This is a genomic window from Candidatus Omnitrophota bacterium, assembly GCA_028707125.1.
Classification (GTDB): Bacteria; Omnitrophota; Gorgyraeia; order Gygaellales; family JAQTUX01; genus JAQTUX01.
Window position 1 is genome coordinate 981,735 of record JAQTUX010000001.1, and the last position, 26,182, is coordinate 1,007,916.

Consider the following 26,182-nt stretch of genomic DNA (forward strand, 5'->3'; position numbering starts at 1 on the left):
CAACAAATGCGTATCCTGGGCATAGACCCCGGCCTTTATATAACCGGTTACGGCCTCATAGACTGTAACAAGTCAAGGTGTTCATTGATAGAAGCGGGGATAATCAAAACAGGGCAGAAAGAAGCCCTGCCTGAACGGCTGGGCAGGATCTTCCGGGGGCTGTGCGGTTTAATTGAGGAAACGCGTCCGGACGCGATGGTTTTAGAAAAGCTGTATGCTCATTATAAGCACCCTCTTACTTCATGTTTGCTGGGCCATGCCAGAGGGGCTGCCTGCCTGGCGGCGGCGAACTCCAAGATCGCCTTTGTTGAGTATCCTTCCACGCGCATCAAGAAGGCGATAGTGGGCAGGGGCAGCGCTTCAAAGGGGCAGGTAAAAAGAATGGTTGAGAGCATATTGGGCGCCGGCACGCTTGACGGGCCGTATGACGCGACGGACGCGCTGGCAGCCGCCATGACGCATTTTCATGTCATCAGGAGCAAGGTATGATAGCCAAGCTTTACGGCAAGGTTATTGACAGCGGCGATGACTACCTGCTGCTGGATGTGGGAGGCATATGTTACGAGGTCTTTATTCCGGCGGCGATCTTAAAAAAGATCGAACAGGAAGGCATAAACGGCAGCATTGAGTTGATCACTTATCATTATCATCAGGTCGAGCCGTCAAAGAGCTTTCCCGTGCTTATCGGTTTTATCAATAATATAGAGAAGGAATTCTTCGAGCAGTTCATCACTGTTTCCGGTATCGGGCCGAAGGCGGCGCTCAAGGCGTTCAGCAAGCCGATATCGCTTATCGCCAAGGCGATCGATGAAGGCGACGTAAGTTTTCTGCGTTCGCTTCCCGGCATAGGCCAGCAGCGCGCCAGAGAAATAGTCGCCAAGCTCCAGGGGAAGGTCGGCAAGTTCGCCCTGATCCAGGACAACATAGAGGGCGGGGCGGCGGATGGAAAAGGCGACATATCGCGAGAGGCAATGGGCGTGCTCGAGCAATTGCAGTACAAAAAAGGCGAGGCAGAGCGGATGGTGAAAGCGGCATTTGAGCGCGCCCCGCAGATATCTTCGGTAGAGGAGATCCTGAACGAGGTCTACCGGCAGAGGAGGAAATAATGGACGAGGGTATCGTGAAGGGCGTTATCGAGGCGTTGTTGTTCATAAGCGACAGCCCTCTTTCCATAGAGCGGATGCAGGGCGCTTTCGATGCCATAGAAAGCCCGTATTTGCTTCAGTGCCTTGATTCGTTGAAAAAAGAATACGATGAGTCCGGCCGCGGCCTGAAGATAGTGGAAGTCGCCGGCGGCTATCAGTTTGTCAGCGCGCCGCAGTACCTGCAGTTCCTTAAGAAATTTTACAGGCAGAAGAACACCGACCGCCTCAGGCCCGCGGCCCTGGAGACGCTGGCCATCATTGCCTACAAACAGCCGCTGACCCGCATTGATATAGAGAAGATCAGAGGGGTTAACGTTGACGGCGTGATCAAGAGCCTCATGGATAAGGGGATCATACGCGTAGCCGGCAGGAAAAAACATACCCCCGGCAGGCCTTTTTTATACGGGACTACCAGGGTTTTTCTGGAAAGATTCGGTTTGAATTCTTTGGCTGACCTGCCCGAGATGGAAGAGTTCAAGGCGGGCGCGGCGGCCCTGGTTGATCAGGAAGAGAATATAGAGGAGGAAAAAGATGCAGTTGTTGAAAACGCTGCGCAGGCAGATAAACAGGCTGGATAAAGATATAATAAACCTTTTGAATAAAAGGGCGGAGATAATACTCAAGGTAGGGCGCGTTAAGGTAAGGTCCGGCAAGGGGATCTATTCTCCCGACAGGGAAGCGGATGTCCTTAAGAGATGCACGCTTTTAAACAGGGGGCCTTTGACTAAAGGGGCGGTCCAGGCGATATACAAAGAGATCATGTCCGCGTCGCTTTCTCTGGAGAAGCCGATATCTATCGCTTATTTAGGCCCGGAGGCGACCTTTACGCACCTGGCAGCGTTGAAGAAATTCGGTTCCCAGGTCAATTATTACCCCTGTAATACCATAAGCGAAATATTCCTGGAAGTGGAGAGGGGCGTGGCCGACTACGGAGTTGTCCCTATTGAGAATTCTATTGAAGGCGCGGTTACGCATACGCTTGATATGCTTGTTGATTCCGACCTGAAGGTATGCGCGCAGATCATACTGGACGTGTCTCATAATCTGCTAAGCCGTTACGGCCTGAAGGCGATAAAGTATGTGTATTCCAATCCTCAGGTATTCGGCCAGTGCAGGTTATGGCTGCAGAAGAATCTGCCTCAGGCAGAGCTGGTAGAGGTTTCTTCTACCACGCGCGCCGCGCAGCTTGCCGGCAAGAACAGATACAGCGCCGCCATTGCCTCTATACTGGCGGCCAAGGTGTATAAATTAAAGGCCCTCGCGCGGGATATTGAAGACAGCCCGCATAATATAACGCGTTTTCTGGTGATCGGCAGCCACGAAGTTCCGCCTACCGGATACGACCGCACCTCGGTTGTGTTCTCGGTCAAAGACAAGGTAGGCGCGCTTCATGATATGCTCGCGCCTTTTAAGAAATACAGGCTCAACCTTACCAAGATCGAATCAAGGCCGTCCAAGAAAAGGGCATGGGATTATTATTTCTTCATTGACTTAAACGGCCACTGCCGCGATACAAAGGTGAAGAAGGCATTGGATGAGCTGGAAGAGAAGTGTAAGTTCTTAAAAGTGCTGGGGTCGTATCCTATTATTGAGTGATGGAAGATCTTGTAAGAAAAAATCTATCAGAGATCAAGCCCTATGTCCCGGGCAGGCCCATAGACGAGATAAGGCGCGAGTATAACCTGAAGAAGGTCATTAAGCTTGCTTCTAACGAGAACCCTCTGCCGCCGCCGCCTTCTGTGCGCCGCGCCATATCCAAAGCGGTTATGGAAGCAAACAGGTATCCTGACGGGGATTGTTATTATTTAAAATCAGCCGTGTCTGATAAGCTGGGAGTGAAGAATTTCAACCTTATTTTCGGGAACGGCTCGGACGAGATCATTGACATCATCATAAAGGCCTTTATGAACGACGGGGAGGAAGTTGTCACCTCCGATACAACCTTCCTGGAGTATGAGATAGTTTCCAGGATCAATTCCAGGCGGGTGGTCCTTGTGCCCCTGAAGGGTCTCAAATATGATCTGGAGGCGATGCTTAAGGCGATCAATGCCAGGACAAAGCTGGTTTTTATAGCCAACCCTAACAATCCCACAGGCACCTACGTAGACCGCCGGGAAACAGAGGATTTCCTCGCGCGCGTTCCGGATAACGTAATAGTTATCTTTGATGAGGCATATAGCGAGTTCATTGACGCGGATGATTTTCCCCGATCAATGTCTTATCTGGATAAGAACGTTATTTTGCTAAGGACATTTTCCAAGGCCTACGCCCTGGCAGGGCTGCGCCTCGGCTTTGCCGTGGCAGGCGCTGAGTTTATAAAGGCGATGGAGAAGGTGCGCCAGCCCTTTAACGTAAATTCGCTGGCGCAGGCAGCAGCCATAGCAGCGATCAATGATGAGCGTTTTCTGGCTAAGACAAAGAGTATTGTCAGCCGGGGCAAGAAGTATCTCTATAAGGCATTGGACAAAACTGGCATTGAATACGTAAGGTCGGAGGCCAACTTCATACTGGTCGATCTTAAAAGGGATTGTGCCGGCGTGTTTGAGGAAATGCTGCGATACGGATTAATAGTCAGGGATATGAAGCAATATGGGCTAAGCACTTATATACGTGTTACGATAGGCACGGAAGAGGAGAACAGGAAATTCGTCGGTATTTTAAATAAGGTTATGCGGGCAAAGGAGAATCAGCATGATAATCGTCTTAAGGCCGGACGCTACTAAAAGACAGACAGACCACATAGTTGAGCGGGTGAAGAAGCTGGGATTGACCCCTCATCTTTCCAAGGGCACAGAGCGCACCATTATCGGTGTCATAGGCCCGGAGGATATCCTGCGGGTTACGCCGCTTGAAGTATTCCCCGGAGTTGAGAGGGTGATGTCTGTGCTCGCTCCGTATAAGCTGGTTTCGCGCGAATTCAGGCAGCAGGATTCCGTGCTGGATCTGGGAAAGGGCGTTAAGGTGGGAGGCAAGGAAATAATAATTATGGCCGGGCCTTGCGCGATAGAGAGCTTGAAGTGCTTGAAAGATACAGCCAGGAAGGTAAAGGCGGCAGGCGCTAAAGTATTAAGAGGCGGCGCGTTCAAGCCGCGGACATCGCCTTACAGCTTCCAGGGATTGGGAGAGAAGGGGTTGAGATACCTTAAAGAGGTAGGCGATGAGTTCGGCCTTGTTACGGTAACCGAAGTGATGGACCCCAGGGACGTTGGGCTCGTGGCTGAGTTCTCTGATATGCTGCAGATAGGCGCCCGCAATATGCAGAATTTTAATCTCCTTAAAGAGGTCGGCGGCACACAAAAGCCGATACTGCTTAAAAGGGGTATGTCTTCTACCATAAAGGAATGGCTTATGTCTGCTGAGTATGTGCTTTCCGGGGGGAATTTTAACGTAGTCCTTTGCGAACGCGGCATACGCACCTTTGAGGATTTTACGCGCAACACCCTTGATATAAGCGCCATACCCGCGGTAAAACAGCTTTCGCATCTGCCGATAGTGGTTGACCCCAGTCATGCCGCTGGCAGATGGGGCATGGTCCCCAGTTTGTCAAAGGCAGCCATCGCGGCCGGCGCGGACGGCTTGATCATAGAGGTCCACCCTGATCCCGAAGAGGCCTTGTCAGACGGAGTGCAGTCCTTGCTTCCGGAAAGATTTAAGCAACTCATACAGGAATTAAAGGCGGTTGCCGCGGCAGTGGGAAGAAAGTTATGAGATTATTCAGGAAAGTAGCGATAGTAGGGGTTGGCTTGATCGGCGGCTCAATAGGCCTTGAAATAAAAAAGAGGTCTTTGGCAGGAGAGGTCATTGGCATGGCGCGCCATAGGCGCACCCTCAGCATCGCCAGGAAAAGAGGCGCTATTGACAGGGGCGTATCCGGCCTTGAAGAAATTAAGGACGCCGACCTTGTTATTCTCGCCGCGCCTGTCGGCACTATCATAAATATGGCCCCGCGATTATCCAAGGTCTTGAAGCGGGGTTGTATCGTAAGCGACGTGGGCAGCACCAAGGCATCCATCGTAGAGAAGATGGAACGGCTCCTGCCGCGGGGCATTGATTTTGTGGGAGCGCATCCTCTGGCGGGAATGGAGAAGCGGGGAATATCCAACGCGCGGCTGGGGCTTTTTAAGGGCTCTATATGCGTTTTATGCCGGGCAAAGAATACAAGACAAGGGTCGGTTTTGAAAATAGGCAGGTTATGGCGCCTTTTGGGAAGCAGGGTTTGGGTCACATCGCCGAAAAACCACGACAGGACTCTCGCGTTTGCCAGCCATCTGCCCCATATAGCGGCCTTTAGTCTGGTTAACGCGGTACCTGCCGCCTGCCTGAGATTTTCCTCCGGCGGATTCAAGGATACCACGCGCATAGCCTTATCTGACGAGGAGATCTGGAAAGACATCTTTATCAGCAATAAGAAATATGTTACGGAATCCATTGAGTCGTATCAGGAAAAGATCGCGCAATTCAAGTCGGCTCTGCGTTCCAGCGATAGATCGCGCTTATCGCGCCTCATAAAGCAGGCCAGGAGTAAGAGAAGTTTAATATAAACATTAATTACCAATTCACCAATGACCAAATCCCAATAAATGTCCAATTATCCAATTCCCAATTTTTCTCATTGGACATTGGTAATTGGTAATTTATTTGTCATTGGTAATTGGTCATTGGAAATTTAATTTACTAGGTATGATAATCGCCATAGACGGACCGGCGGGGGCAGGCAAGAGTACCGTCGCCAAAAAATTAGCCCAGAGATTGGGCTTTATTTATATTGATACCGGAGCGATGTACCGAGCAGTCACTCTGAAGCTGCTGGAGGGCCGCGTAGACATAAAAGACGAGAAGGCGGTTGTTGAGGCGGCAAGGAGCTGCAAGATCGGACTGAAGAATCCGCCCGGAGGCGGCCTCCAGGTATTTCTTGATTCAGCGGATGTTTCTCAGCAGATAAGGCAGCCGCGCATAACGGAATTCGTCTCCGATGTGGCCAGGATAAAAGAGGTAAGGTCTGTAATGCTGGGTTTGCAAAGGAAGGCGGGCGAGGGCAAAGACGCTGTTATTGACGGCAGGGATATCGGGACCGTGGTCTTTCCCGGCGCCGAGAAGAAATTTTATATTGACGCGGATTTTCAGGAGAGGGTAGAGCGGCGTTTCAAAGAGCTGGCGGCGGCAGGGCAGGATGTGAGCCGCGGCAGCGTGGAGAAAGATCTGCGTAACAGAGATAGTATAGATTCAAACCGCGAGGTAGCGCCGTTGAAAAAGGCCGATGACGCGGTTCGTATTGACACGACGAATATGACGATAGAGGAAGTCGTCAATACTCTATTTAACCAAGTTTTAGCGTAAAACGTAAAGCGAAAAGCGCAAAACTAAAGTGTAAAACTTAAAACTATATAACAAAAACTTTAAACTTTACGTTTTGGTTTTACGCTTTGCGCTTTACACTTTTCACTTTCATTATGGATAAATCACTTATTCGCAACTTCAGCATAATTGCCCACATTGACCACGGTAAATCAACGCTTGCCGACAGGATCCTTGAGTTTACCGGAGCCGTGGACATGGGGCATACCAACGACCAGCTGTTGGACGATATGGACCTGGAGCGTGAGCGCGGTATCACCATTAAGGCGTCTATGGTGAGGATAGATTACCATTCAAAGGGCGGCAGCGATTTTATATTGAATCTTATAGATACGCCCGGGCACGTTGATTTCAGCTATGAGGTCTCAAAGTCGCTTGCCGCCTGCGAGGGCACGCTGCTTGTGGTGGATGCCACCCAGGGCATAGAGGCGCAGACAGTGGCGAATTATCTCCTGGCGAAGGAGAACCGCCTTAAGATAATACCCGTGGTCAACAAGATAGACCTGGGCAGCGCGGATATAGAGCGCACCTGCCTTCAGTTGATGGAGATGTTCCATTTCAACGAGGAAGAAATAATCCTCGCCTCCGCGAAGACCGGTGAAGGGATAGAAGAGATACTGGAAAGGGTGATCGGTTATTTTCCCGCCCCAAAAGGGAATGAGAACGCGCCCCTCAAGGCGCTGGTGTTTGATTCGCGTTACGATACATTCAGGGGCGTCTACGTTTACGTCAAGGTGATAGACGGCAGGATCACGCCGGACCTTTCCCTGCGGTTGATGCAATCCAATAAGGTATATAAAGTTGAAGAGTTGGGGGTCTTCTATAATCTTAAGTTCGTAAAAGTAGATTCACTTGGCTGCGGCGAGGTCGGGTATATCCTGGCAAACATCCGCGACCCCGCCGAAATAGTCATAGGCGATACGCTTACCAACGAGGCCCAGCCGGCTGATTCCGTTCTACCCGGTTACAAGAAAATGAACCCGCTTGTTTTTTGCGGCATATATCCGGTGAATGCCGGCGACTTTAACGGGCTGCGCGATGCCATAGATAAACTGAAGCTTTCCGACGCTTCCTTTATTTTTGAACCCGAGTATTCGGCTTCTTTCGGCCACGGCTTCCGCTGCGGATTTCTGGGGCTGCTGCATATGGAGATAGTCCACGAGCGCCTGCAGAGGGAATATGACCTGAATTTAATACTCACCCTCCCCAATGTTGTCTACAAGGTGATAAACCGCAAAGGAGAGACAAAAGATGTTGACTGCCCGCAGGAGCTGCCTGCCCCTCCCGATATACAGGAGGTCAAGGAACCGTTCGTGTCAATGATGTTCATAGTCCCGGTTGAGTCAATAGACCCTGTATGCGAGATCGCCAAATCGCGAAGAGGTGTATATAAATCCACGGAGTTCATAGGGCAGGACAGGGTAAAGCTGATATTTGAAATGCCTTTATCCGAGATAATCGTTGACTTTTATGATAAAATAAAGTCCATGACCAAGGGGTATGGCTCCATAGATTATGAATTTACGGATTACCGCCCCACTGAGATCGTGCGGCTTGATATCCTGCTTAACGGCGTGATCTGCGACGCGTTTTCTTCTCTGACCCACAAAAGCAAGGCGCAGTCAAAGGGCAGGGGGATCGTTGAAAAACTTAAGGAGTTGATACCGCGCCAGCTCTTTGAGATCAGCGTCCAGGCGGCGGTGGGCTCTCAGGTGCTGGCGGCCGAGAAGATAAGGTCTGTGGGTAAACACGTGACCGCGAAGTGCTATGGCGGCGATATCACAAGAAAAAGGAAGCTTTGGGAAAAACAGAAAATGGGCAAGAAGAGGATGAAACAATTCGGCAAGGTAGAGATACCGCAGGAGGCCTTTTTGGAGGTATTAAAGATATGAAAAACAGGGCCTGGCCTGTAATAAAAGAGTGGCTTGAGGCGCTGGTGGTAGCGGCAGCGATCGCTTTTCTTATCAGCACATTCATAGTTCAATTGTTCAAGATACCCACCGGCTCTATGACTCCGACGCTGCAGGCGGGCGACAGGATAGTAGTGAATAAATTCATATACGGGGCGAAACTCCCTTTTGTTTTTAAGAATATCCCCGCGTTGAGGCCGCCCAAGAGAGGCGACATCATGGTGTTTATTTTCCCCGGGGCGGATAAGAAGGACTATATAAAGCGCGTTATTGCCCTGCCGGGAGAGTCCGTAGAAATAAAGGGCGGTATGGTATATATAAACGGCCGGCCGCTCAAGGATGAGCCGTTTAACAGAGTGTATTATTATAGCAAAGGAGATTTTTCCAGGGAAGGGCATAAACTTGTGGTGCCGGAGAATTCTTTTTTTGTATTGGGCGATAACAGCGCCATCTCTTTTGATTCCAGATGGTGGGGGTGCGTGGACAGGAAGTATGTATTAGGCAAGGCCATAGCAATATTCTGGCCGCCGTTCAGGATAAGGATACTCAAGTGAATATCGCCAATAAGATATCTTTATTCAGGGTATTGAGCGTACCTTTCTTTATCGCCTGCCTGATCTACTATGTCCCTGAAAAGGATTACCTCAGGTTCTTCGCGCTGGGCATATTTTTCCTCGCCGTTATTTCCGACGCCATTGACGGATACATAGCCAGGAAGGCAAAATTAAAGACAAAGGCCGGCGCTATACTTGACCCGCTTGCCGACAAATTGCTTCTTTTGAGCGCGTTTATCTGCCTGTATCTGATTAGGGGTTTCCCCGGGGGCATAAGCTTGCCGGTATGGGTCACGCTGATGGTCGTCAGCCGCGATTGCATCATACTTTTAGGGGCGGTGGTGATTTACGTTGTAAAACAGTCCATTGAGATCGTGCCTACAAAATGGGGGAAGATCACCACCATTTTTCAGATGCTTACCGTTATGGTCGTATTATTGCAATGGAGATACTCTTTTTCTGTATGGTATATCGCTTCCGTATTTACATTGATCTCCGGGTTTGACTACGTGAGAAGAGGTTTCAAGATATTGTATCCGCCTTCGCCCGTCAATGAGTAAAGTATTCCTCGCGGTAATTATCAGTTATCTTATCGGTTCCATCCCTACCGCTTATATATTCGGCCGTCTGGTCAAAGGCGTAGATATACGCGAATACGGCTCAGGCAATGTGGGCGCCACAAACGCCTTCCGGGTCCTGGGGAAGCTGCCGGGAGCCATAGTCCTGCTTCTAGATATCTTCAAGGGGTTGTTTGTCGTTGTTTTCCTGGCGGGATATCTTATGCCTTCCGCGGATATTTTAAGCGCGAATACGTTCAGGATCGTCACGGGCATCTGCGCTATCAGCGGGCATAACTGGACGATATTCTTGAATTTCAAGGGAGGCAAGGGTGTCGCGGCCAGCCTTGGTGTTTTGATCGGCATATGCGTAATGAACCCTTCTCTTTGGATAGTTATCGGCTTATCGTTACTAGTATGGCTGACAGTTTTTCTCCTATCGCGCATAATCTCACTTTCTTCAATAGCCGCCTCCGCGGCGCTTCCTGTATTTACCGCGCTTTTCAAATCGTCCCCGGAACTGCTTATTCTCTCTCTGTTGTTGTGCGCGCTTTCCCTTTGGCGCCACAAAGCCAATATCAAACGCCTGATTGAAGGCAGCGAGCCCCGCCTGAAAACGCTTTCATAATCCACCTGATATACCCTTGTTTTGCCTCTATATATAGGTATACTTTTAATAGAGATATCTATATATCCCCACCAGCCATAAAGGAGGTTTGACCCTTATGTCCGGGATCCGGCATAAGGGGATAGGGGATAACGGCCGGGTTACCGCAAATTGCGACTATGCGGTGAGCCCGGCCTTTTTTTTGAAAAAAATACTTGACAAAATCCCGCTGATAAATATAATAAGGACTTCAAGAGGAACAGAGGTTTCTCTTTTTTTAGGCCGTATAGTTAGCACTCGTAACTTTTGACTGCTAAAATATCCTAAACAAAATCAACATAATAGGAGGTGTACATGAACATACAACCATTGGGCGACAGGGTTGTAATCAAGCCACTTGAGGCAGAGGAAAAGACCAAGGGCGGCATAGTCCTTCCTGATACCGCGAAGGAAAAACCGCAAGAGGGCAAGGTAGTCGCGGTAGGAAAAGGCAAGGTGCTTGACAGCGGCTCAACTCAGGCGCCTGAAGTAAAAGTCGGCGATAAGGTGCTCTACGGGAAATATTCCGGCACAGAGGTGACTACGAAAGACGGCGACGAACTGCTTATAATGAAGGAAGAGGATATATTGGCGATTCTCAAATAGGTACAATTTAAGTTCAAGGAGGAGGAATGGCTAAACAACTTTTATTTAATGAAGAAGCAAGGCGCCAGATACTTTCCGGCGTTGAGCAGTTGGCGCGCGCCGTTAAGGTGACCCTGGGGCCGAAAGGGCGCAACGTCGTAATTGACAAGAAATTCGGTTCGCCCACTATCACCAAGGACGGCGTGACCGTAGCCAAAGAGATAGACCTGGAAGACCCTTATCAGAATATGGGCGCGCAGATGGTCAAGGAAGTCGCCGAAAAGACCTCGGATATAGCGGGTGACGGGACCACGACCGCGACAGTGCTGGCGGAGATAATCTATCGCGAAGGGCTCAAGAATGTTACTGCCGGGGCCAACCCGATGGCGGTAAAGAGAGGCATTGAGAAGGCGGTAGAAGAGGTGGTAAAGGACCTGAAAAGGTTAACTAAACCGATCAAAGATAAAAAAGAAGTGAGCCAGGTAGCTACCATAGCCGCGAACTACGATACGGTCATAGGCAACCTTATAGCCGATGCTATGGAGAAAGTGGGCAAAGACGGGGTGATCACGGTTGAGGAAGCAAAGACCATGGCCACTACTCTTGATGTAGTAGAAGGTATGCAGTTTGACCAGGGTTATCTTTCACCTTACTTCGTCACAGACGCGGAAAGGATGGAAGTGATCCTTGATGAGCCGTACATTTTGATCCATGAGAAGAAGATCTCCAGCCTCAAAGACATGCTGCCTTTGCTGGAAAAGGTGGCGCGCTCCGGTAAGCCGCTGTTGATAATCGCCGAAGAGGTTGAGGGAGAGGCATTGGCCACGTTAGTCGTCAACAAGATCAGGGGCACTATCGCTGTCTGCGCCGTTAAGGCGCCTGGTTACGGCGACAGGAGAAAGGCAATGCTGGAAGATATAGCCGTGCTTACAAACGGCAAGGCGATAACCGAGGACTTAGGCATCAAACTGGAAAACGTTGATCTTGATGACCTGGGCAGCGCCAAGAGGATAAAGGTGGATAAGGAAAATACCACTATCGTAGAGGGAAAAGGCAAGTCCCAGGTAATAAACGGCAGGATCGGCCAGATAAAGAAGCAGATAGAAGATTCGGATTCTGATTATGATAAAGAGAAACTGCAGGAGCGCCTGGCAAAGCTTTCAGGAGGCGTTGCGGTGATAAACGTAGGCGCCGCGACCGAAACAGAGATGAAGGAAAAGAAGGCGCGCGTTGAAGACGCCCTGCACGCGACTCGCGCGGCCGTTGAAGAGGGTATCATACCCGGAGGCGGCGTTGCTTTCTTGAGAAGCATCCATGCCCTTGATAAGCTTAAGCTCGAGATAGAAGACGAGAGGGTGGGTGTGGACATATTAAAACGGGCTCTGGAGGAGCCGATCAGGCAGCTGGCGAACAATGCCGGGCTTGAGGGCTCTGTAATCGTGCAGGAAGTCAAGACCAGGTCCGCAAACGAAGGTTATGATGTGGCGGAAGATAAGTATGTGGATATGATAAACGCCGGGATCATCGATCCGACCAAGGTTTCGCGTTCAGCGCTTCAGAACGCGGCCAGTATTGCCGCGTTACTGCTTACAACGGAATGTCTGATAGCAGATCTTCCCGAGAAGGATAAGGGCGCGGGAATGCCGCCAATGCCTCCGGGAGGTATGGGAGGAATGGGCGGAGGGATGTATTAATCCCTGATCAGTAAAATCGCAGATCAAAAAGGGCAGGATTAACCTCCTGCCCTTTTTATTTTTGATCACGAGGGGAGGGGTCCTGTATTATCAGGCAGCAGGGCCCTGCTGCCTCGCTACGAGATGCTACCCCACACTTACGTGTGGGGAATGGCAATCCTGAGCATCTTCGGATAGCCAGATGATTCTACACACGTAAGTGTGTAGAGGAAAAATCATTTACTTTTCGGTGGGTGGAGGATATAATTATAGAACCATGATCGATAAGAAGACAGTAGAATATGTTGCCAATTTGGCGCGGATGGAATTGGACGCGAAGGAGTTGGATATGCTCGCCAGGCAGCTTGAGGATATCCTGCGCTTTATAGACAAGTTAAAAAAAGTGGATGTAAGCGAAGTCAAACCCTCCAGCCATATTCTTCCTTTAGCCAACGTTTTTAGAGAGGATACAGTTAAGGAATCCCTCCCTCAGGAAGAGGCGCTCAAAAACACCGTGTTTAAGAAGGGCGGCCTGTTCGTAGTGCCCAGGATCATTGAGGAGTAATGGAACTAAATCGCCTGACGATTCACGAACTCCTGGATAACAAAGAGATTGCCGCGCCTGATATCTTTGATTCTCTGGCCAGGAGGATAAAGGATGTAGAAGGTAAGGTTAAGGCGTTTGTAAGGGTTGACAGAACAGAGTCCGGCCAGCCGCGGCAAAATCCGCAAGCCGAGACCCTGTTAAAAGGCATACCGATAGTCATAAAGGATAACATCTGTGTTAAGGGCTCTCTCACAGAATGCTGCTCAAAGATATTGCAAGGATTCTCTCCGCCTTACGATGCTACAGTCATAACCAAATTGCGCGCGGCAGGGGCCGCGATCTACGGCTTGAGGGCCAATATGGATGAGTTTGCTTTTGGGTCATCCACTGAGAATTCTTGTTTCGGCGCCTCGCGCAACCCGCATGACCCGTCCCGAGTTCCGGGCGGCTCATCAGGCGGTTCTGCCGCCTGCGTTGCCGCTGATGAAGCGATAGCCGCTTTGGGCTCTGACACAGGCGGCTCAATAAGACAGCCGGCTTCTTTTTGCGGGGTGGTGGGGCTTAAGCCGTCTTACGGCAGGGTATCCAGGTACGGATTGATCGCCTTTGCCTCAAGTTTAGACCAGATCGGCCCGATCACCAAGGATGTGCGCGACGCCGCCATACTGCTTAGCGTGATCGCCGGCTATGATGAAATGGATTCTACCAGCCAGAGGATCCCCGTGGCGGATTATACCAAGGCGTTGACAGGCGACATAAAGGGCCTTAAGATCGGCGTGCCTAAGGAGTATTTTGTTGAAGGTGTTGATAAAGAGGTCAAGGACGCGGCGCGGGAAGCGATAGAGGTCTTTAAAAAAAAGGGGGCTGTTGTCAGGGATATCTCGCTTAAATATACAGAGTACGCGGTGCCTACCTATTATATAATCGCCACTGCCGAGGCAAGCTCAAATCTGGCGAGATTTGACGCGGTGCAATACGGATACAGGCCAAAGCTTCCGGCTAAGGCGTCGCTTATAGAGATGTATAAGAAGGCGCGCGGTGAAGGTTTTGGCCAGGAGGCCAAGCGAAGGATAATACTCGGCACATACGTACTTTCTCATGGTTATTATGACGCGTATTATCTGCGGGCTCAGAAGGTGAGGACGTTGATAAAAGGCGATTTTGACCGGGCGCTTAATGAGGTTGACTGCGTTATCACGCCTACATCTCCTTCCTGCGCGTTCAGGATCGGCGAGAAACTTGAAGACCCTCTTTCTATGTACCTGTCGGACATCTATACGATCTCCGCTAATCTCGCGGGTATTCCGGCCATATCCATACCCGCGGGAATGAGTAAAAGCGGCCTGCCCATAGGTATCCAGATATTGGGAAAGGCCTTTGATGAAGCGACGGTTCTAAGGGCCGCGCATAGTTTTGAACAGAACACCGAGTGGCATAAGATAAAGCCCAATCTTTAAGATGGAATACGAAACAGTCATAGGATTAGAAGTCCACGCGCAGCTAAAGACAAACACCAAGGCGTTCTGCGGCTGCAGGAATGAATTTGGTTTAGAGCCGAATTCTTCCGTGTGCCCTGTGTGCCTGGGGTTTCCCGGTTCGCTGCCGGTATTGAATAAGCGGGCTTTTGAGCTGGCCATTAAGACCGCGCTTGCCCTGGGCTGCCGGATACAGCCGCTTACAAAATTTGACAGGAAGAATTATTTTTATCCGGACCTGCCCAAGAATTTCCAGATATCTCAATACGACATGCCGCTTTCGCTGAATGGCTTCCTGCAGATAGAGGAAGAAGGATATAAGAAGAGGATCGGGATAAAACGCATACACCTGGAAGAGGACGCGGGCAAGCTTATGCACGAGGAAAACAACAGTTTAGTTGATTTTAACCGCGCGGGCACTCCCCTGATGGAGATCGTGAGCGAGCCGGATATGAGCTCGCCGCAGGAGGCATACGACTATCTGACCGCGCTCAAGCTTATATTGCAATACCTGGAAGTGTCTGAGTGCAGCATGGAGAAAGGCACGTTGAGGTGCGACGCCAACATATCTTTACGCGAAAAAGGGGCTAAGGCGTTAGGGGTAAAAGCGGAATTAAAAAACCTCAACTCATTCAAGGCGGTCAAGGCCGCGCTGGAGTACGAAGAGATACGCCAGAGGGCTGCCCTTGAGGCAGGCGGGAAGATAATCCAGGAGACGCGCCTTTGGAATGACGCCTCTCTCAAGACGGTGCCGATGCGCAGCAAAGAGGAGGCGCAGGATTACAGGTATTTTCCCGAACCTGATCTGATCAGTTTTACGATCGGAGAAAAAGAGGTAGAGGGCATAAGGAAAACCATCCCGGAACTGCCGCTCAAGAGGAGGCAGAGATTCAGCGATGATTATGGCTTAAGCCGCTACGACGCGGGGGTGCTTATATCGGACAGGTTATTGGCGGATTATTTTGAGGGCTGCCTCAAGATAAGGAATGCCCCCAAGCCGATAGCGAACTGGCTCAACGGCCCGGTCATGTCCTTTATGAACGAGCGCGGCGCCTCTATCGCGGAACTGGGGATAAGGCAGGGCGATCTTATAGACCTGATCGCCCTGGTTGAAGACGGCACGATAAATAACCTGACCGCCAAGGATGTGCTCAGGGAAATGTTGCAGACAAAAAGCAGCCCCCGTGATATAATAAAACAGAAAGACCTGGCGCAGATCTCCGACAGCGGCGAATTGTCCGGCCTGATCGAAGAGGCGGTCAGAGAAAACGAGAAGACCGTAGCCGATTATAAGGCGGGGAAGGTATCGGCGCTTATGTTCCTTGTGGGACAGGTCATGCGCAAAAGCAAAGGCAAGGCCAACCCCAATCTATTGCAGGATATGATCAAAAGGAGATTGTCTTGAGGACCTCGAAGAAAATAATTATCGCCCTGTCACTAGGCATATTTCTGGCCGCGTTCATCGTGAACATATCTGAATCGGCAGCTAGGAAAAAAGACGAGCAGAAGGACGAGCTTTTTAAGCAGGTTGAGATGTTCGCCGAGTCGTTAGGAATAATAAAGAAGGAATACACGGAAGAGCCGGATACAAAGAAACTGATCTACGGCGCGCTTCAAGGCATGCTGTCTTCCCTTGATACCCATAGCCAATTCCTTACGCCCGAAGATTACGCCGAGCTTAAGGTAGACACAACGGGAAAATTCGGAGGGCTGGGCATAGAGATAACGATGAAGGACGGCCTGCTTACCGTGGTTACGCCCATAGACGACACCCCCGCCTGGAAGGCGGGGATAAAGGCGGGAGACCGCATAGTAAAGATCGACGGAGAGATCACCAAGGACATAACCTTGAGCGACGCGGTAAAGAAGTTAAGGGGCGAGCCGGGGAGCGAAGTAGCGCTTACGGTCTTAAGGGAAAATACCGCGAACCTGCTGGATTTTAAGATCGTAAGGAGCATTATAAAAGTAGAGGATATTAAAGACGCCTTGATCCTGGAGGATGGTGTTGCCTACATACGTCTGGCGGAATTCAGGGAAAATACGCCCGCGGAGCTTGATAAGACGCTGACAAATCTACATAAGGAAGGGATGAAGAGCGTCATACTTGACCTGCGCAATAATCCCGGAGGCCTGCTTGACGCGGCGGTAAAGGTCGCGGAGCGTTTTCTTCCGGAGGGAAAGACCATCGTCTCCACAAAGGGCAGGGATGAGGCGCAGAATTCAGAGATGGTTTCAGGTAGCAGGGACTCTTATGGCATTCCCATGATCGTTCTGGTAAACGAGGGGTCGGCTTCCGGCAGCGAGATCGTGGCAGGCGCGCTTAAGGACCATAAAAGGGCGCTGATCGTAGGCGCCAAGACATTCGGCAAGGGCTCTGTCCAGACAGTCGTCCCGCTTAGCGACGGCTCCGCGCTAAAGCTTACCACAAGCTTGTATTTTACCCCTTCGGGCGAATCCATCCATAATAAAGGGGTCAGCCCTGATGTGGCTGTGGAGCAAGCAGCGCGGGAGCAGCCGGCCGCGCTGGAAGAGGAAGGCGTTAAGCCGGGTAAGGCGGAAGATATTTTTGACCAGATAGAGAAAGGGAATAAAGAACAGCAGGATAAAAAGACAGTCATTGATTACAAGCTGGATAATCAGCTTATGCGCTCCGTTGATATACTTAAGGCGATCTCTATATATGAAGAAAAAAAATTATAAGCTTATAATATTGATCCTTGCCATTGTTACGGCCGGGCAAGGGGTTTTTATCTGGAAGAGGTCGATTCCCAGGACGCCAAGGATGCCGCGTGTCTCCAGGAAAGAGGCCGCGCCAAAGGCGCTGATCGCCATTGTCATAGATGATTGGGGGTATAATCTTAATAACACGGAATTCATAAAGGAGACAAAAGAGCCCTTCTCTGTTTCTATCTTGCCCAATCTCCCTTTCTCAAAGACAATTTCGGAGGCCGCGTACAATAACGATAAGGAGATCCTGCTGCATCTGCCGCTTGAACCGCATAACGAGGAGACGCTGGGCCTGGAGAAGAATACCATATTGACCACGATGAGCGAAAAGGAGGTCAGGGATATACTACGGGTAGCGCTTGAAGATATTTCTCACGCCAGGGGCGTATCCAATCATATGGGCTCCAAGGCCACTGAGGACGTGGACCTTATGAAGACGATATTTAACGAGATGAAAAGGAACGGCCTTTATTTTCTGGACAGCCTGGTCTCTCCCAATTCGGTTTGTTTTGACCTGGCCCATAAGATGGACGTGAAGTTTGCCAAGAGGAGCGTATTCCTGGACAATAAGGAAAACCCGGACTATATCATAGGCCAGATAGGCAAACTCGTTAATAAGGCGAAGGTTTTCGGTTACGCCATAGGCATAGGCCATGACAGGCATTCTACCCTGGCCGTGCTTAAGAAGTACCTGCCGAAACTTACGGAGAGCGGATACAAGCTGGTTACGGTCTCCGAGCTTATAGAATATGCTGACTCTGGGGATTGAGACCTCCTGTGACGAGACCTCCGTTGCCGTCGTAAGGAGCGGTAAGGACGTTCTTTCAAACATAGTTTCTTCCAGTTTACCTCTTCATAAGAGATACGGCGGCGTTGTCCCGGAGATAGCCAGCCGCCATCATCTTGAGGCGATCGCCCCGGTTTTCAAGGCGGCTTTGGATACGGCCGGTTGCGATCTGGGCCAAATAGGCGCTGTATGCGCTACTTTCGGCCCGGGGCTGGCAGGTTCGCTTTTGGTCGGAACTTCTTTCGCGCGCGCGCTGGCGTTTTGCCGCGGGGTTCCATTAGTAAAGGTAGATCACGTTCATTCGCATATATATGCCGCCTGTTTAGGCAGGAAATTACCTATGGTTTTTCCTTTTATTGGTTTCGTGGCTTCGGGAGGGCACACGGATATCTTTTTTGTGCGGGATTTCAATAGAATGGAATTGATGGGTTCCACGCTGGACGACGCCGTGGGAGAATCGTTTGATAAGGTTGGCAGGATCCTGGGGCTGGGTTATCCCGGCGGGCCGGAGATCGAAAAACTTGCCTCGCGAGGCGATCCCGGTAAAATAAGATTTTCCTGCGCGAATATGAAAGGGACGCTCAACTTCAGCTTCAGCGGCATAAAAACCGCGGTATTGTATTACACAAAGGGAAGGAAGATCAGCCGGGCGCTTAAAGCGGATATCTGCGCCTCTTTTCAGAAGGCGGTGGCAGGCGTGCTTATAGATAAGGTGTTATCGGCCTGCAGGGCGAAAAGCGCCGGCCGTTTGTTTGTGGGGGGCGGGGTGATGTCAAACAGTTATTTACGCCATAAACTAAGCGGGGCTTGCCATAGTAACGGCATAGAAATGTTCATGCCGGATAAGGAATATTGTCTTGATAACGCGGCAATGGCCGCGGGTCTGGGGTTTCAACTCTTAAAATCGCGAGGTGGTCATGTTAAGCCAGGGTGATATTATGTTGAGGTTGGTATTGGCCGTGCTGTTCAGCGGGGCCATAGGGTTTGAAAGGCAGATACGGCACAGGGGCGCCGGGCTTCGCACGCATATATTAGTGTGCCTGGGCTCAACCCTGATAATGTTGACATCAATATACGTTTTTGATATATATAGAGGTGAGGCGGCGATAGATCCCGCGAGGATCGCCGCGGGCGTAGTCACAGGCATAGGTTTTCTCTGCGCCGGAACCATCATAAGATCCGGAGAGGCGATACGGGGATTGACTACGGCGACGAGCCTGTGGCTGGTTGCCGCGGTCGGCCTGGCCATCGGCATAGGATTTTACAGCGCCGCGTTCATGGCCACTGTTTTGGCTTTAGCCGTCCTTATGATGCTTCGCCGTTTTGAAGACAGGGTTTTTAGCAGATAAACCATTGAAGGAGGTGGTAAAGATGCCCCTCAGAAGAAAAGCGTTGGAGGAAAAGGTTCTTGACGTAGATGCCAGTATGCAGGGCGCGCTGATCTTTAAGGATTCGGTTAACCTGCGCATCAACGGAAAATTTGAAGGCACGCTTGAAACCAGAGGCAGCCTTACGTTAGGGCAGACCTCATATGTTAACGCCGCCATAACGGGAGACGAGATCGTCGTTGCCGGCCGCGTTAACGGTAAGATCACCGCCAGGGTAAAGCTTACCCTGCTTTCCAGCGCGATAGTGCAGGGCGAGATCATGCCTTCCAAGTTGGTGATAAACGACGGGGCGCTGTTTGAGGGCACCTGCCGTATGCTGCAGGATTATTTTAACGCGGAGGAGCTTGCCCGTTACCTGGAGGTTGACATTAATTCCGTTATGGAATGGGCGGATTCCGGAAAGGTCCCGGGCAATAAGGAGTCCGAAGGGTGGAAGTTTGAGCGCAAGGCAGTTGATGAGTGGATAGCTTCAGGGAGGATCTAGATCAGATGTCGGAGAAATTGTTGACCATCAGGGAGGTGTCGCACCTTCTGGAGATCTCGGAAAAAGAAGTGGTGGACCTGGCTGAGCAGGGCAAGATACCGGCTTACAAAGTCGGCGGTTTGTACCTGCGTTTTAAGAAAGATCAGATAGATGAGATCAGGCACAGGTTCGTGCCTGACAGCGCGGCCGCGAGGATGAAGTATACGCCTTTTGAGCGCGCCCGCGACTTTCTGGTGTATAACGATTTCTATATTGTCTCAGCCACGGTCATATTGGCCATAGTTTATATTATTTTTAAAGGGATTTAATTTAAGTGAAGTCAGATAAGCCGGGCTTCCGCGATATAGGGTTTGCCAAGGTTGACATAGACAGGCACAGGCGAAGAGGTTTTCCGGAGGTGATTTTCTGCCAGGGCAAGACAGCCGGGCAGATAAAGGCGATAGCCGAAGAGATCCTGCGCGATAAACAGCCGCTGCTGCTTACCAGGATCGCCGAAGATACCTTTGTTTATCTTAAGAGGCAATTCCCCAAACTCAATTATAACAAAGAAGCAAGGGCCGCTTATTATATAGCTGTAAAAAAGAAGAAGCGCGGGCCTGCCGTAATAGTGACCGCGGGCACATCTGATATCCCTGTCGCCGAAGAGGCGCGCGTTACGCTTGAACTCAGCGGTGTCAAGGCCAAGAGGATTTATGACTGCGGAGTAGCAGGGCTGCACAGGATAAGACCCTATATAGGGTCTTTGCGCCGGGCAAAGGTCATAATAGTCGTCGCGGGCATGGAAGGGGCGTTGGCGAGCATAGTTTCAGGGATGGTTTCCTGTCCGGTCATCGCCGTGCCTACCAGCGTGGGTTATGGTTCAAGTTTTAAAGGGCTCTCCGCGTTGCTTACAATGCTTAACAGCTGCTCTCCCGGAGTCGCGGTGATGAATATTGATAACGGTTTCGGCGCCGGATACTTCGCCGGCCTTATAGCATGAATAAAGCCACGCTGAGAGAAGCGGTAAGATTCCACGGCCACCTTGGGCCGTGGCTTGTTTTGGGGCTTTTGATGGGGCCGTACGCCTTGAAGAAAATACGCGCCGGGAAATATTTCAAATTGCGCGTTAAGGTGTGGGGGGCCGGCGAAAGACCGAAATCCTGCTTAATTGACGGGCTTCAGCTTTCTACGGGCGCAACTTACGGCAAGGGGAACATAGAGAAGCTGAAAGGGCCCAGGGTCAGGGTCTTATTCCATAATCTGGAAAACAATAAAAAGGCCCTGATATATCTGAAGAAGGGCCTAGCCGGCGCGCTGGAAGATTTAAAAAGCCACAGGGATTCCGAAAGATTCGCGATGAAATTATGCGAGATCAAACCATCAATGATTTTTACAGATAATTAAGAAGGAGCGTAATGGCATTATCAGGTTTAGACATCTACAAATTATTGCCTAAGACGAACTGCAGGAAATGCGGCTTTGCTACCTGCCTTGCCTTTGCCATGCAGTTGGCGAAGAAGGCGGTTACCCTGGATAAATGCCCGGACCTTACGCGGGAGGCAAAGGATGCTCTTCAGGCCCAGGCAATGCCGCCTATCCGGCTTATCGCCATAGGAGGAGAGGGTAATAAGCTTGAAGTAGGCAATGAAACGGTGATGTTCCGCCATGAGGAGAAATTTCACCGCCCCGCAGGCATCGGTTTTATCATAGACGACGACCTTAGCGAGGCGGCTATTGAAGACAGGATCAGGGCAGCGGGAAATTTGCGCTTTGAGCGTATCGGAGAGGCGCTGAATTTGAACATTATCGCCGTAAGGCAGAAGAAAAACAGGAGCGCTTTTGTTAATGCCGTAAAAAAGGTGTGCTCTTCTTCGGATCTTCCTTTGGCGCTGATGAGCAATGATGAAGCGGCCCTGCGGGATGCCCTGTCTTTGCTTAAGGATAAGAGGCCGCTTATATTCAAGGCGGACAAAGAAAACATTGAGCAACTCTCATCGCTTGCCGCGGAATTCAAGGCGCCTCTGGTTGTGAGCGCGCAAAACCCTGAAGAGTTATCCCTGCTGGCTAAACAGGCCGCTTCCAAGGGCGTCAATGACATCGTGCTGTATCCCGACAGCCGGACAGTAAAGAAAAGATTGTGGGACCTGACCCAGATAAGGAGGCAGGCGCTGAAAAAGAACAACAGGGCCCTTGGCTATCCCACGCTGACTGTCGTTGATGAGGAGGACGCGTTCCTTGAAGCGATCACGGCGTCTGTTTTCATATTAAAGTATTCCAGCATAGTCCTGCTAGGTAATTTTCATTCATGGGAGATACTGGCTCTGCTTACCTTAAGACAGAATATCTTCACCGACCCCCAGAAGCCGCTGCAGGTGGCGCCCAAACTTTATGAGATCGGACAGGTTGACGCCGATTCTCCGCTCATCGTTACCACGAATTTTTCGCTGACCTATTATACCGTGCTTACTGAGGTAGAGGCCAGCAAGGTGCCTTCCTATATACTTAGCGTGGATACCGAAGGGATGTCCGTGCTCACTGCCTGGGCAGCGGAGAAATTTACTTCGGAAAGCATTGCCAAGGCGTTGAATGATGACTCCGTTAAAAGCAAGGCTTCCCGTAAGGAGGTCATACTTCCGGGTTACGTCGCGGTATTGAGCGGGAAACTGGAAGAGGACTCAGGATGGAAGGTGCGCGTAGGGCCTAAAGAGGCGTCAGGGCTTCCCGCATTTTTGAAGGCGTTAAGGAATCCATAATAATGAACAAAGATACTTATACGATCACATTTTTTCATCCCGGCGCCACGAAGATAGAGGTGCATAAAGGCAGGGATATTTTATCTGCCGCGCTGGCAGCGGGCATATACATTAACTCAAGCTGCGCCGGAGACGGCGTATGCGGCCGCTGCAAGGTGATCATTAAAAAAGGCGAAATAACCACGGAGCCGTCCGGACGCGTCTCCATGGAAGAGAGGCATAAAGGATATGTGCTTGCCTGTCAGACAACCGTGCATAGCGACGTAGAAGTAGAAGTGCCTGCCGGATCAATGCTGGACCTGGACAGCGTTTCTGAAGAAGACGAAAGATTCTTGCGCCTGAAAGGGCTGTACAGCCAGGCAGAGGATGTGGATAAGGCGGAAGGCGTGATCAAGGAGAAACTATTCGCGCATAGCCCGCTGGCAACCAAGGTTTATCTTAAGATGCCCGCGCCGACGTTTAATGACACGGCCAGCGATTTAGAGAGATTATACAGAGAACTCAGAAAAAAGAAAGACATACCTGTATTACAGAGCGGCCTGACCAACATTAAGCGCCTGGGTATGCTGTTAAGGGAGAGCGGCTTTAAGGTTACAGCGCTTTTAGGGGAGAGGAACGGGACCGTAGAGGTCATTTCTCTGGAGTCAGGCGATACGTCCAGGGATAATTACGGCGTTGCCTTTGATATCGGCACTACCACTATTACCGGCCAGCTGGTGGATCTTAATACCAGGAAAATATTGGGCACAAAGGGGACCTACAATAAACAGGCCGCTTTCGGCAGCGATGTCATTACGCGCATTATTTACGCGGCAGAGGAAGGCGGACTGGAAAAGCTGCATCACGCGGTGATCGATAATATCAATTCCATAATCCAGGAATTGGTAAAAGAAGGCGGCGTTGAGTTGAGCGATGTAAATGCCGTGATGTGCGCGGGCAATACCACTATGATACATCTGCTCCTGCGGGTCGATCCCGCGTTTATCAGGAAGGAGCCCTATGTCGCCACTGCCAATTTTATGCCGGTGATCAGGGCGGCAGAGGCAGGGATAAAGATAAATCCCAGGGGCCTGCTTGCCTCTATGCCCGGGGTAACTACGTATGTGGGCGGCGATATAACAGCCGGCGTGCTGGCAAGCGGGATCAACAGGTCCGACAAACTAAGTATGCTGATAGATATAGGCACAAACGGCGAGATAGCCCTGGGGAATAAGGACTGGCTGGTTTCTTGCGCCGCTTCCGCCGGCCCGGCCTTTGAGGGCAGCGGAGTCAAGTACGGCATGAGAGCGGCCAAAGGCGCGATCCAACGAGTGGATATATCGGCATCGGGAAAGGCCAGGGTTGAAACCATAGGGAATGCCAGGCCCAGAGGCATATGCGGTTCGGGTTATATTGACTGCCTGGCGGAATTGTTTAAGAAGGGCCTGATAGACAAAAACGGCAAATTCCGCGATGACAGTGAGGAATTTATCCTGGTTCCCCGGAAGGAAGCCGATACGGAATACGATATCACAATTACGGAAGCGGACATTGAGAATCTCAAGCGTTCCAAAGGGGCGATCTACGCCGCGGCAACGGTATTGCTGAAGAAAATGGACCTGGATTTCAACGATATTGAACGCTTTTATATCGCCGGAGGTTTCGGCACATATCTGGATATAGATAAGGCCGTGGCGATCGGCATGCTTCCCGATTTAAATAGAAAGAAATTTTCATTCATAGGCAATAGTTCTCTCGTAGGCGCGCGGGAGGGGCTGCTTTCTTACGAAGCTAAAACAGAGGCGGAAGAGATCGCGAGGAAAATGACCTATATTGAATTAAGCATAGAGCCGGCATATATGGATGAATATGTGGCGGCTTTGTTCTTTCCGCATACGGACTTGAACAGGTTCCCCAGCGTAAAGTAAGGATATGGGTTATATAATCGCAGTTGCGGGCAAGGGCGGAACAGGCAAGACCACGATAGCGTCGCTGCTGGTCCGGCTCCTTAAGGACGCGGGCAAAACTTCCATTATCGCTATTGACGCCGACCCGAATTCCAATTTAGGCGATGCCCTGGGCGTTGAAGTAAAGGAGAGTATCGGCAGCATCCTGGACGATGTGGCAAAAGACCCGCGCCAGATCCCGGCGGGCACTACAAAAGACAGGTTTTTAGAATACAGGATCCAGGATTCCGTTGTTGAGGCGGATGGCTTTGACCTGCTTAGCATGGGCAGGCCTGAAGGCCCCGGCTGTTACTGTTTCGTGAATAATCTGCTGCGCGCGATGATCGCGCGGCTGGCGTCGGCTTATAAGTACGTGATCATAGATAATGAGGCGGGGTTTGAGCATTTGTCGCGGCGCACAATGCGCAGCGCCGACGTGCTTCTCATAGTTTCCGACCCATCTTCTGCCGGATTACGCGCCGCAGCAAGGATAGATAAACTATCGCGGGAATTGGATATCGCCATAAAAAGAAGGGTGCTTGTGATAAACCGCGTTAGCGGCTCAACAGCGGATACCGGCATTATACAGAAGTCAGGCATTGAGATGCTTGGCAGCATAGCCGATGATAAGGCCGTAAACGACATATCCGTCAGCGGCGGCTCGGCCTTTTCGTTGAGCGGCGCGTCGCCGGCATACCGGCAATTGAAAAAGATCGGAGAGAAAATATGGGCTTAGAGCTGGTCAAGGAAAAATGGGCGTCCGCGATCAACGTGGTGCAGATAGGCGCCGCGAAAGAAGACGGCGGTACGCGTACGCATACTGTGAAGGCAGGCGGCGAGAGCACTCTTGCCTTCCTGGAGGAAGAGGGAGGAATTCCCCACAGGCCGCTGATCGCCTATGAGGTATGGGATATAGAACCAGGTGACTGGCCTGACGAACTGAAAAACGCCTATGGCAAGGTTTTAAAGAGCCCTCTTGATTGGGCGCTTAAATGCGTAAATGAATTCAAGGCAGGCCTGCTTTGCCTGCGCCTGCAGGGCGCGCATCCGGATTCAGGTGACAGGACTGCCGATGCCTCGGTAAAGTTAGTCAAGGAATTGCTGAAGGCGACAGGGGTCCCTCTTATAATACTGGGCTGCGGCGATGATGCTAAGGATAATCAAGTGCTTGTGTCCTGCTCTCAGGCAGCCGCCGGAGAAAGATGCCTCATAGGCGACGCTGTCCAGGAGAATTATAAGACGCTTGCCGCGGCGGTGATCGCTGACGGCCACTCCATTATCGCCGAGTCGCCCATTGATATCAATATCGCCAAACAGCTCAATATCCTCATATCGGACATGGGTGTCGCGCTTGATAAGATCGTGATAAATCCCACGATAGGGTCTTTGGGTTATGGCCTTGAATACGCCTATTCTATTATGGAAAGGGCGCGTTTGGCCGCTCTCTCGGGAGATAAAATGATGCAGATGCCCTTTATATGTTTTGTGGGTTATGAGGCCTGGCGGGCAAAAGAGGCAAAGTCAACCCTCAAGGAAACGCCTGAATGGGGCGATGAAAAAATGCGCGCTCCTTTATGGGAGGCGTTGACCGCCAGCGCGCTCCTGCAGGCAGGGGCGGATATCCTGGTGATGCGCCACCCTATGTCTATAAAATATATCGAGCAGCATATAGACGAATTAATGAAATGATAA

At 50.8% G+C, this 26,182-nt stretch carries 29 protein-coding genes; all 29 read left to right on the forward strand.

From position 1 onward, the window contains the following. The first annotated feature begins 6 nt into the window (after positions 1-6). The 29 genes from ruvC to PHR44_05050 all read left to right on the forward strand — a co-directional run bounded on the left by ruvC (position 7) and on the right by PHR44_05050 (position 26,179). The gene (gene ruvC, locus PHR44_04910) at positions 7-489 is read left to right on the forward strand and encodes a crossover junction endodeoxyribonuclease RuvC (protein ID MDD4910001.1); all 483 of its coding nucleotides are present in this window, start codon (positions 7-9) and stop codon (positions 487-489) included. Further along, complete coding sequence (locus tag PHR44_04915; protein MDD4910002.1) at positions 486-1,106, forward strand: OB-fold domain-containing protein; 621 nt, start codon at positions 486-488, stop codon at positions 1,104-1,106. The genes ruvC and PHR44_04915 overlap by 4 nt, the downstream gene beginning before the upstream one ends. Next, on the forward strand, positions 1,106-1,723 hold the full coding sequence (gene scpB, locus PHR44_04920; GenBank protein MDD4910003.1) for an SMC-Scp complex subunit ScpB: 618 nt from the start codon (positions 1,106-1,108) through the stop codon (positions 1,721-1,723). Before PHR44_04915 ends, scpB begins: the two co-directional genes overlap by 1 nt. After that, positions 1,677-2,741 (forward strand): prephenate dehydratase, encoded by a 1,065-nt coding sequence (pheA, locus tag PHR44_04925; protein ID MDD4910004.1) that lies wholly within the window; start codon positions 1,677-1,679, stop codon positions 2,739-2,741. The genes scpB and pheA overlap by 47 nt, the downstream gene beginning before the upstream one ends. Next, positions 2,741-3,868, forward strand: coding sequence for a histidinol-phosphate transaminase (gene hisC / locus PHR44_04930; GenBank protein MDD4910005.1), 1,128 nt, complete (start codon positions 2,741-2,743; stop codon positions 3,866-3,868). The genes pheA and hisC overlap by 1 nt, the downstream gene beginning before the upstream one ends. Next, the gene (gene aroF, locus PHR44_04935; GenBank protein ID MDD4910006.1) at positions 3,837-4,853 is read left to right on the forward strand and encodes a 3-deoxy-7-phosphoheptulonate synthase; all 1,017 of its coding nucleotides are present in this window, start codon (positions 3,837-3,839) and stop codon (positions 4,851-4,853) included. The genes hisC and aroF overlap by 32 nt, the downstream gene beginning before the upstream one ends. Then, positions 4,850-5,686, forward strand: a complete 837-nt coding sequence (locus PHR44_04940; GenBank protein ID MDD4910007.1) for a prephenate dehydrogenase — start codon at positions 4,850-4,852, stop codon at positions 5,684-5,686. Before aroF ends, PHR44_04940 begins: the two co-directional genes overlap by 4 nt. 139 nt (positions 5,687-5,825) lie before the next feature. After that, a complete protein-coding gene (gene cmk / locus PHR44_04945; protein ID MDD4910008.1) occupies positions 5,826-6,482 on the forward strand; it encodes a (d)CMP kinase in 657 nt (218 codons plus the stop codon). 113 nt (positions 6,483-6,595) lie between these two features. Beyond that, positions 6,596-8,392 carry a translation elongation factor 4 gene (lepA, locus tag PHR44_04950; GenBank protein ID MDD4910009.1) on the forward strand — a complete coding sequence of 599 codons (1,797 nt, stop codon included), beginning with the start codon at positions 6,596-6,598 and terminating at the stop codon, positions 8,390-8,392. Continuing rightward, on the forward strand, positions 8,389-8,964 hold the full coding sequence (lepB, locus tag PHR44_04955) for a signal peptidase I (protein MDD4910010.1): 576 nt from the start codon (positions 8,389-8,391) through the stop codon (positions 8,962-8,964). The genes lepA and lepB overlap by 4 nt, the downstream gene beginning before the upstream one ends. After that, complete coding sequence (locus PHR44_04960) at positions 8,961-9,524, forward strand: CDP-alcohol phosphatidyltransferase family protein (GenBank protein MDD4910011.1); 564 nt, start codon at positions 8,961-8,963, stop codon at positions 9,522-9,524. Before lepB ends, PHR44_04960 begins: the two co-directional genes overlap by 4 nt. After that, positions 9,517-10,149, forward strand: coding sequence for a glycerol-3-phosphate 1-O-acyltransferase PlsY (gene plsY, locus PHR44_04965; GenBank protein MDD4910012.1), 633 nt, complete (start codon positions 9,517-9,519; stop codon positions 10,147-10,149). Before PHR44_04960 ends, plsY begins: the two co-directional genes overlap by 8 nt. 333 nt (positions 10,150-10,482) lie before the next feature. Further along, positions 10,483-10,773, forward strand: a complete 291-nt coding sequence (gene groES, locus PHR44_04970) for a co-chaperone GroES (protein ID MDD4910013.1) — start codon at positions 10,483-10,485, stop codon at positions 10,771-10,773. 26 nt (positions 10,774-10,799) lie between these two features. Then, positions 10,800-12,446 (forward strand): chaperonin GroEL, encoded by a 1,647-nt coding sequence (gene groL, locus PHR44_04975; protein ID MDD4910014.1) that lies wholly within the window; start codon positions 10,800-10,802, stop codon positions 12,444-12,446. Between the two features lie 256 nt (positions 12,447-12,702). Further along, positions 12,703-12,990, forward strand: coding sequence for an Asp-tRNA(Asn)/Glu-tRNA(Gln) amidotransferase subunit GatC (gene gatC, locus PHR44_04980; protein MDD4910015.1), 288 nt, complete (start codon positions 12,703-12,705; stop codon positions 12,988-12,990). Then, positions 12,990-14,429, forward strand: coding sequence for an Asp-tRNA(Asn)/Glu-tRNA(Gln) amidotransferase subunit GatA (gene gatA, locus PHR44_04985; protein ID MDD4910016.1), 1,440 nt, complete (start codon positions 12,990-12,992; stop codon positions 14,427-14,429). Before gatC ends, gatA begins: the two co-directional genes overlap by 1 nt. A gap of 1 nt (position 14,430) precedes the next feature. Then, positions 14,431-15,852 (forward strand): Asp-tRNA(Asn)/Glu-tRNA(Gln) amidotransferase subunit GatB, encoded by a 1,422-nt coding sequence (gene gatB, locus PHR44_04990; GenBank protein ID MDD4910017.1) that lies wholly within the window; start codon positions 14,431-14,433, stop codon positions 15,850-15,852. Next, complete coding sequence (locus PHR44_04995; GenBank protein MDD4910018.1) at positions 15,849-17,147, forward strand: S41 family peptidase; 1,299 nt, start codon at positions 15,849-15,851, stop codon at positions 17,145-17,147. Before gatB ends, PHR44_04995 begins: the two co-directional genes overlap by 4 nt. Continuing rightward, positions 17,128-17,943, forward strand: coding sequence for a divergent polysaccharide deacetylase family protein (locus PHR44_05000; GenBank protein ID MDD4910019.1), 816 nt, complete (start codon positions 17,128-17,130; stop codon positions 17,941-17,943). Before PHR44_04995 ends, PHR44_05000 begins: the two co-directional genes overlap by 20 nt. Further along, positions 17,924-18,895, forward strand: a complete 972-nt coding sequence (tsaD, locus tag PHR44_05005) for a tRNA (adenosine(37)-N6)-threonylcarbamoyltransferase complex transferase subunit TsaD (protein ID MDD4910020.1) — start codon at positions 17,924-17,926, stop codon at positions 18,893-18,895. Before PHR44_05000 ends, tsaD begins: the two co-directional genes overlap by 20 nt. A gap of 4 nt (positions 18,896-18,899) precedes the next feature. Then, the gene (locus PHR44_05010; GenBank protein ID MDD4910021.1) at positions 18,900-19,310 is read left to right on the forward strand and encodes an MgtC/SapB family protein; all 411 of its coding nucleotides are present in this window, start codon (positions 18,900-18,902) and stop codon (positions 19,308-19,310) included. 22 nt (positions 19,311-19,332) lie between these two features. Next, positions 19,333-19,833, forward strand: coding sequence for a polymer-forming cytoskeletal protein (locus PHR44_05015; GenBank protein ID MDD4910022.1), 501 nt, complete (start codon positions 19,333-19,335; stop codon positions 19,831-19,833). Between the two features lie 5 nt (positions 19,834-19,838). Continuing rightward, positions 19,839-20,141, forward strand: coding sequence for a helix-turn-helix domain-containing protein (locus tag PHR44_05020; GenBank protein ID MDD4910023.1), 303 nt, complete (start codon positions 19,839-19,841; stop codon positions 20,139-20,141). Between the two features lie 5 nt (positions 20,142-20,146). Continuing rightward, positions 20,147-20,812 carry a nickel pincer cofactor biosynthesis protein LarB gene (gene larB, locus PHR44_05025; GenBank protein ID MDD4910024.1) on the forward strand — a complete coding sequence of 222 codons (666 nt, stop codon included), beginning with the start codon at positions 20,147-20,149 and terminating at the stop codon, positions 20,810-20,812. Then, positions 20,809-21,216: a formylmethanofuran dehydrogenase subunit E family protein gene (locus PHR44_05030; protein MDD4910025.1), complete on the forward strand. Its 408-nt coding sequence runs from the start codon at positions 20,809-20,811 to the stop codon at positions 21,214-21,216. The genes larB and PHR44_05030 overlap by 4 nt, the downstream gene beginning before the upstream one ends. Positions 21,217-21,227: 11 nt before the next feature. Further along, positions 21,228-22,565 carry an acetyl-CoA decarbonylase/synthase complex subunit gamma gene (acsC, locus tag PHR44_05035; protein ID MDD4910026.1) on the forward strand — a complete coding sequence of 446 codons (1,338 nt, stop codon included), beginning with the start codon at positions 21,228-21,230 and terminating at the stop codon, positions 22,563-22,565. A 2-nt stretch (positions 22,566-22,567) separates the two neighbouring features. Next, positions 22,568-24,472 carry an ASKHA domain-containing protein gene (locus PHR44_05040; GenBank protein ID MDD4910027.1) on the forward strand — a complete coding sequence of 635 codons (1,905 nt, stop codon included), beginning with the start codon at positions 22,568-22,570 and terminating at the stop codon, positions 24,470-24,472. Between the two features lie 4 nt (positions 24,473-24,476). Beyond that, positions 24,477-25,226, forward strand: a complete 750-nt coding sequence (locus tag PHR44_05045) for an AAA family ATPase (GenBank protein MDD4910028.1) — start codon at positions 24,477-24,479, stop codon at positions 25,224-25,226. Continuing rightward, positions 25,217-26,179 (forward strand): acetyl-CoA decarbonylase/synthase complex subunit delta, encoded by a 963-nt coding sequence (locus PHR44_05050; GenBank protein MDD4910029.1) that lies wholly within the window; start codon positions 25,217-25,219, stop codon positions 26,177-26,179. The genes PHR44_05045 and PHR44_05050 overlap by 10 nt, the downstream gene beginning before the upstream one ends. Positions 26,180-26,182: the final 3 nt, after the last annotated feature.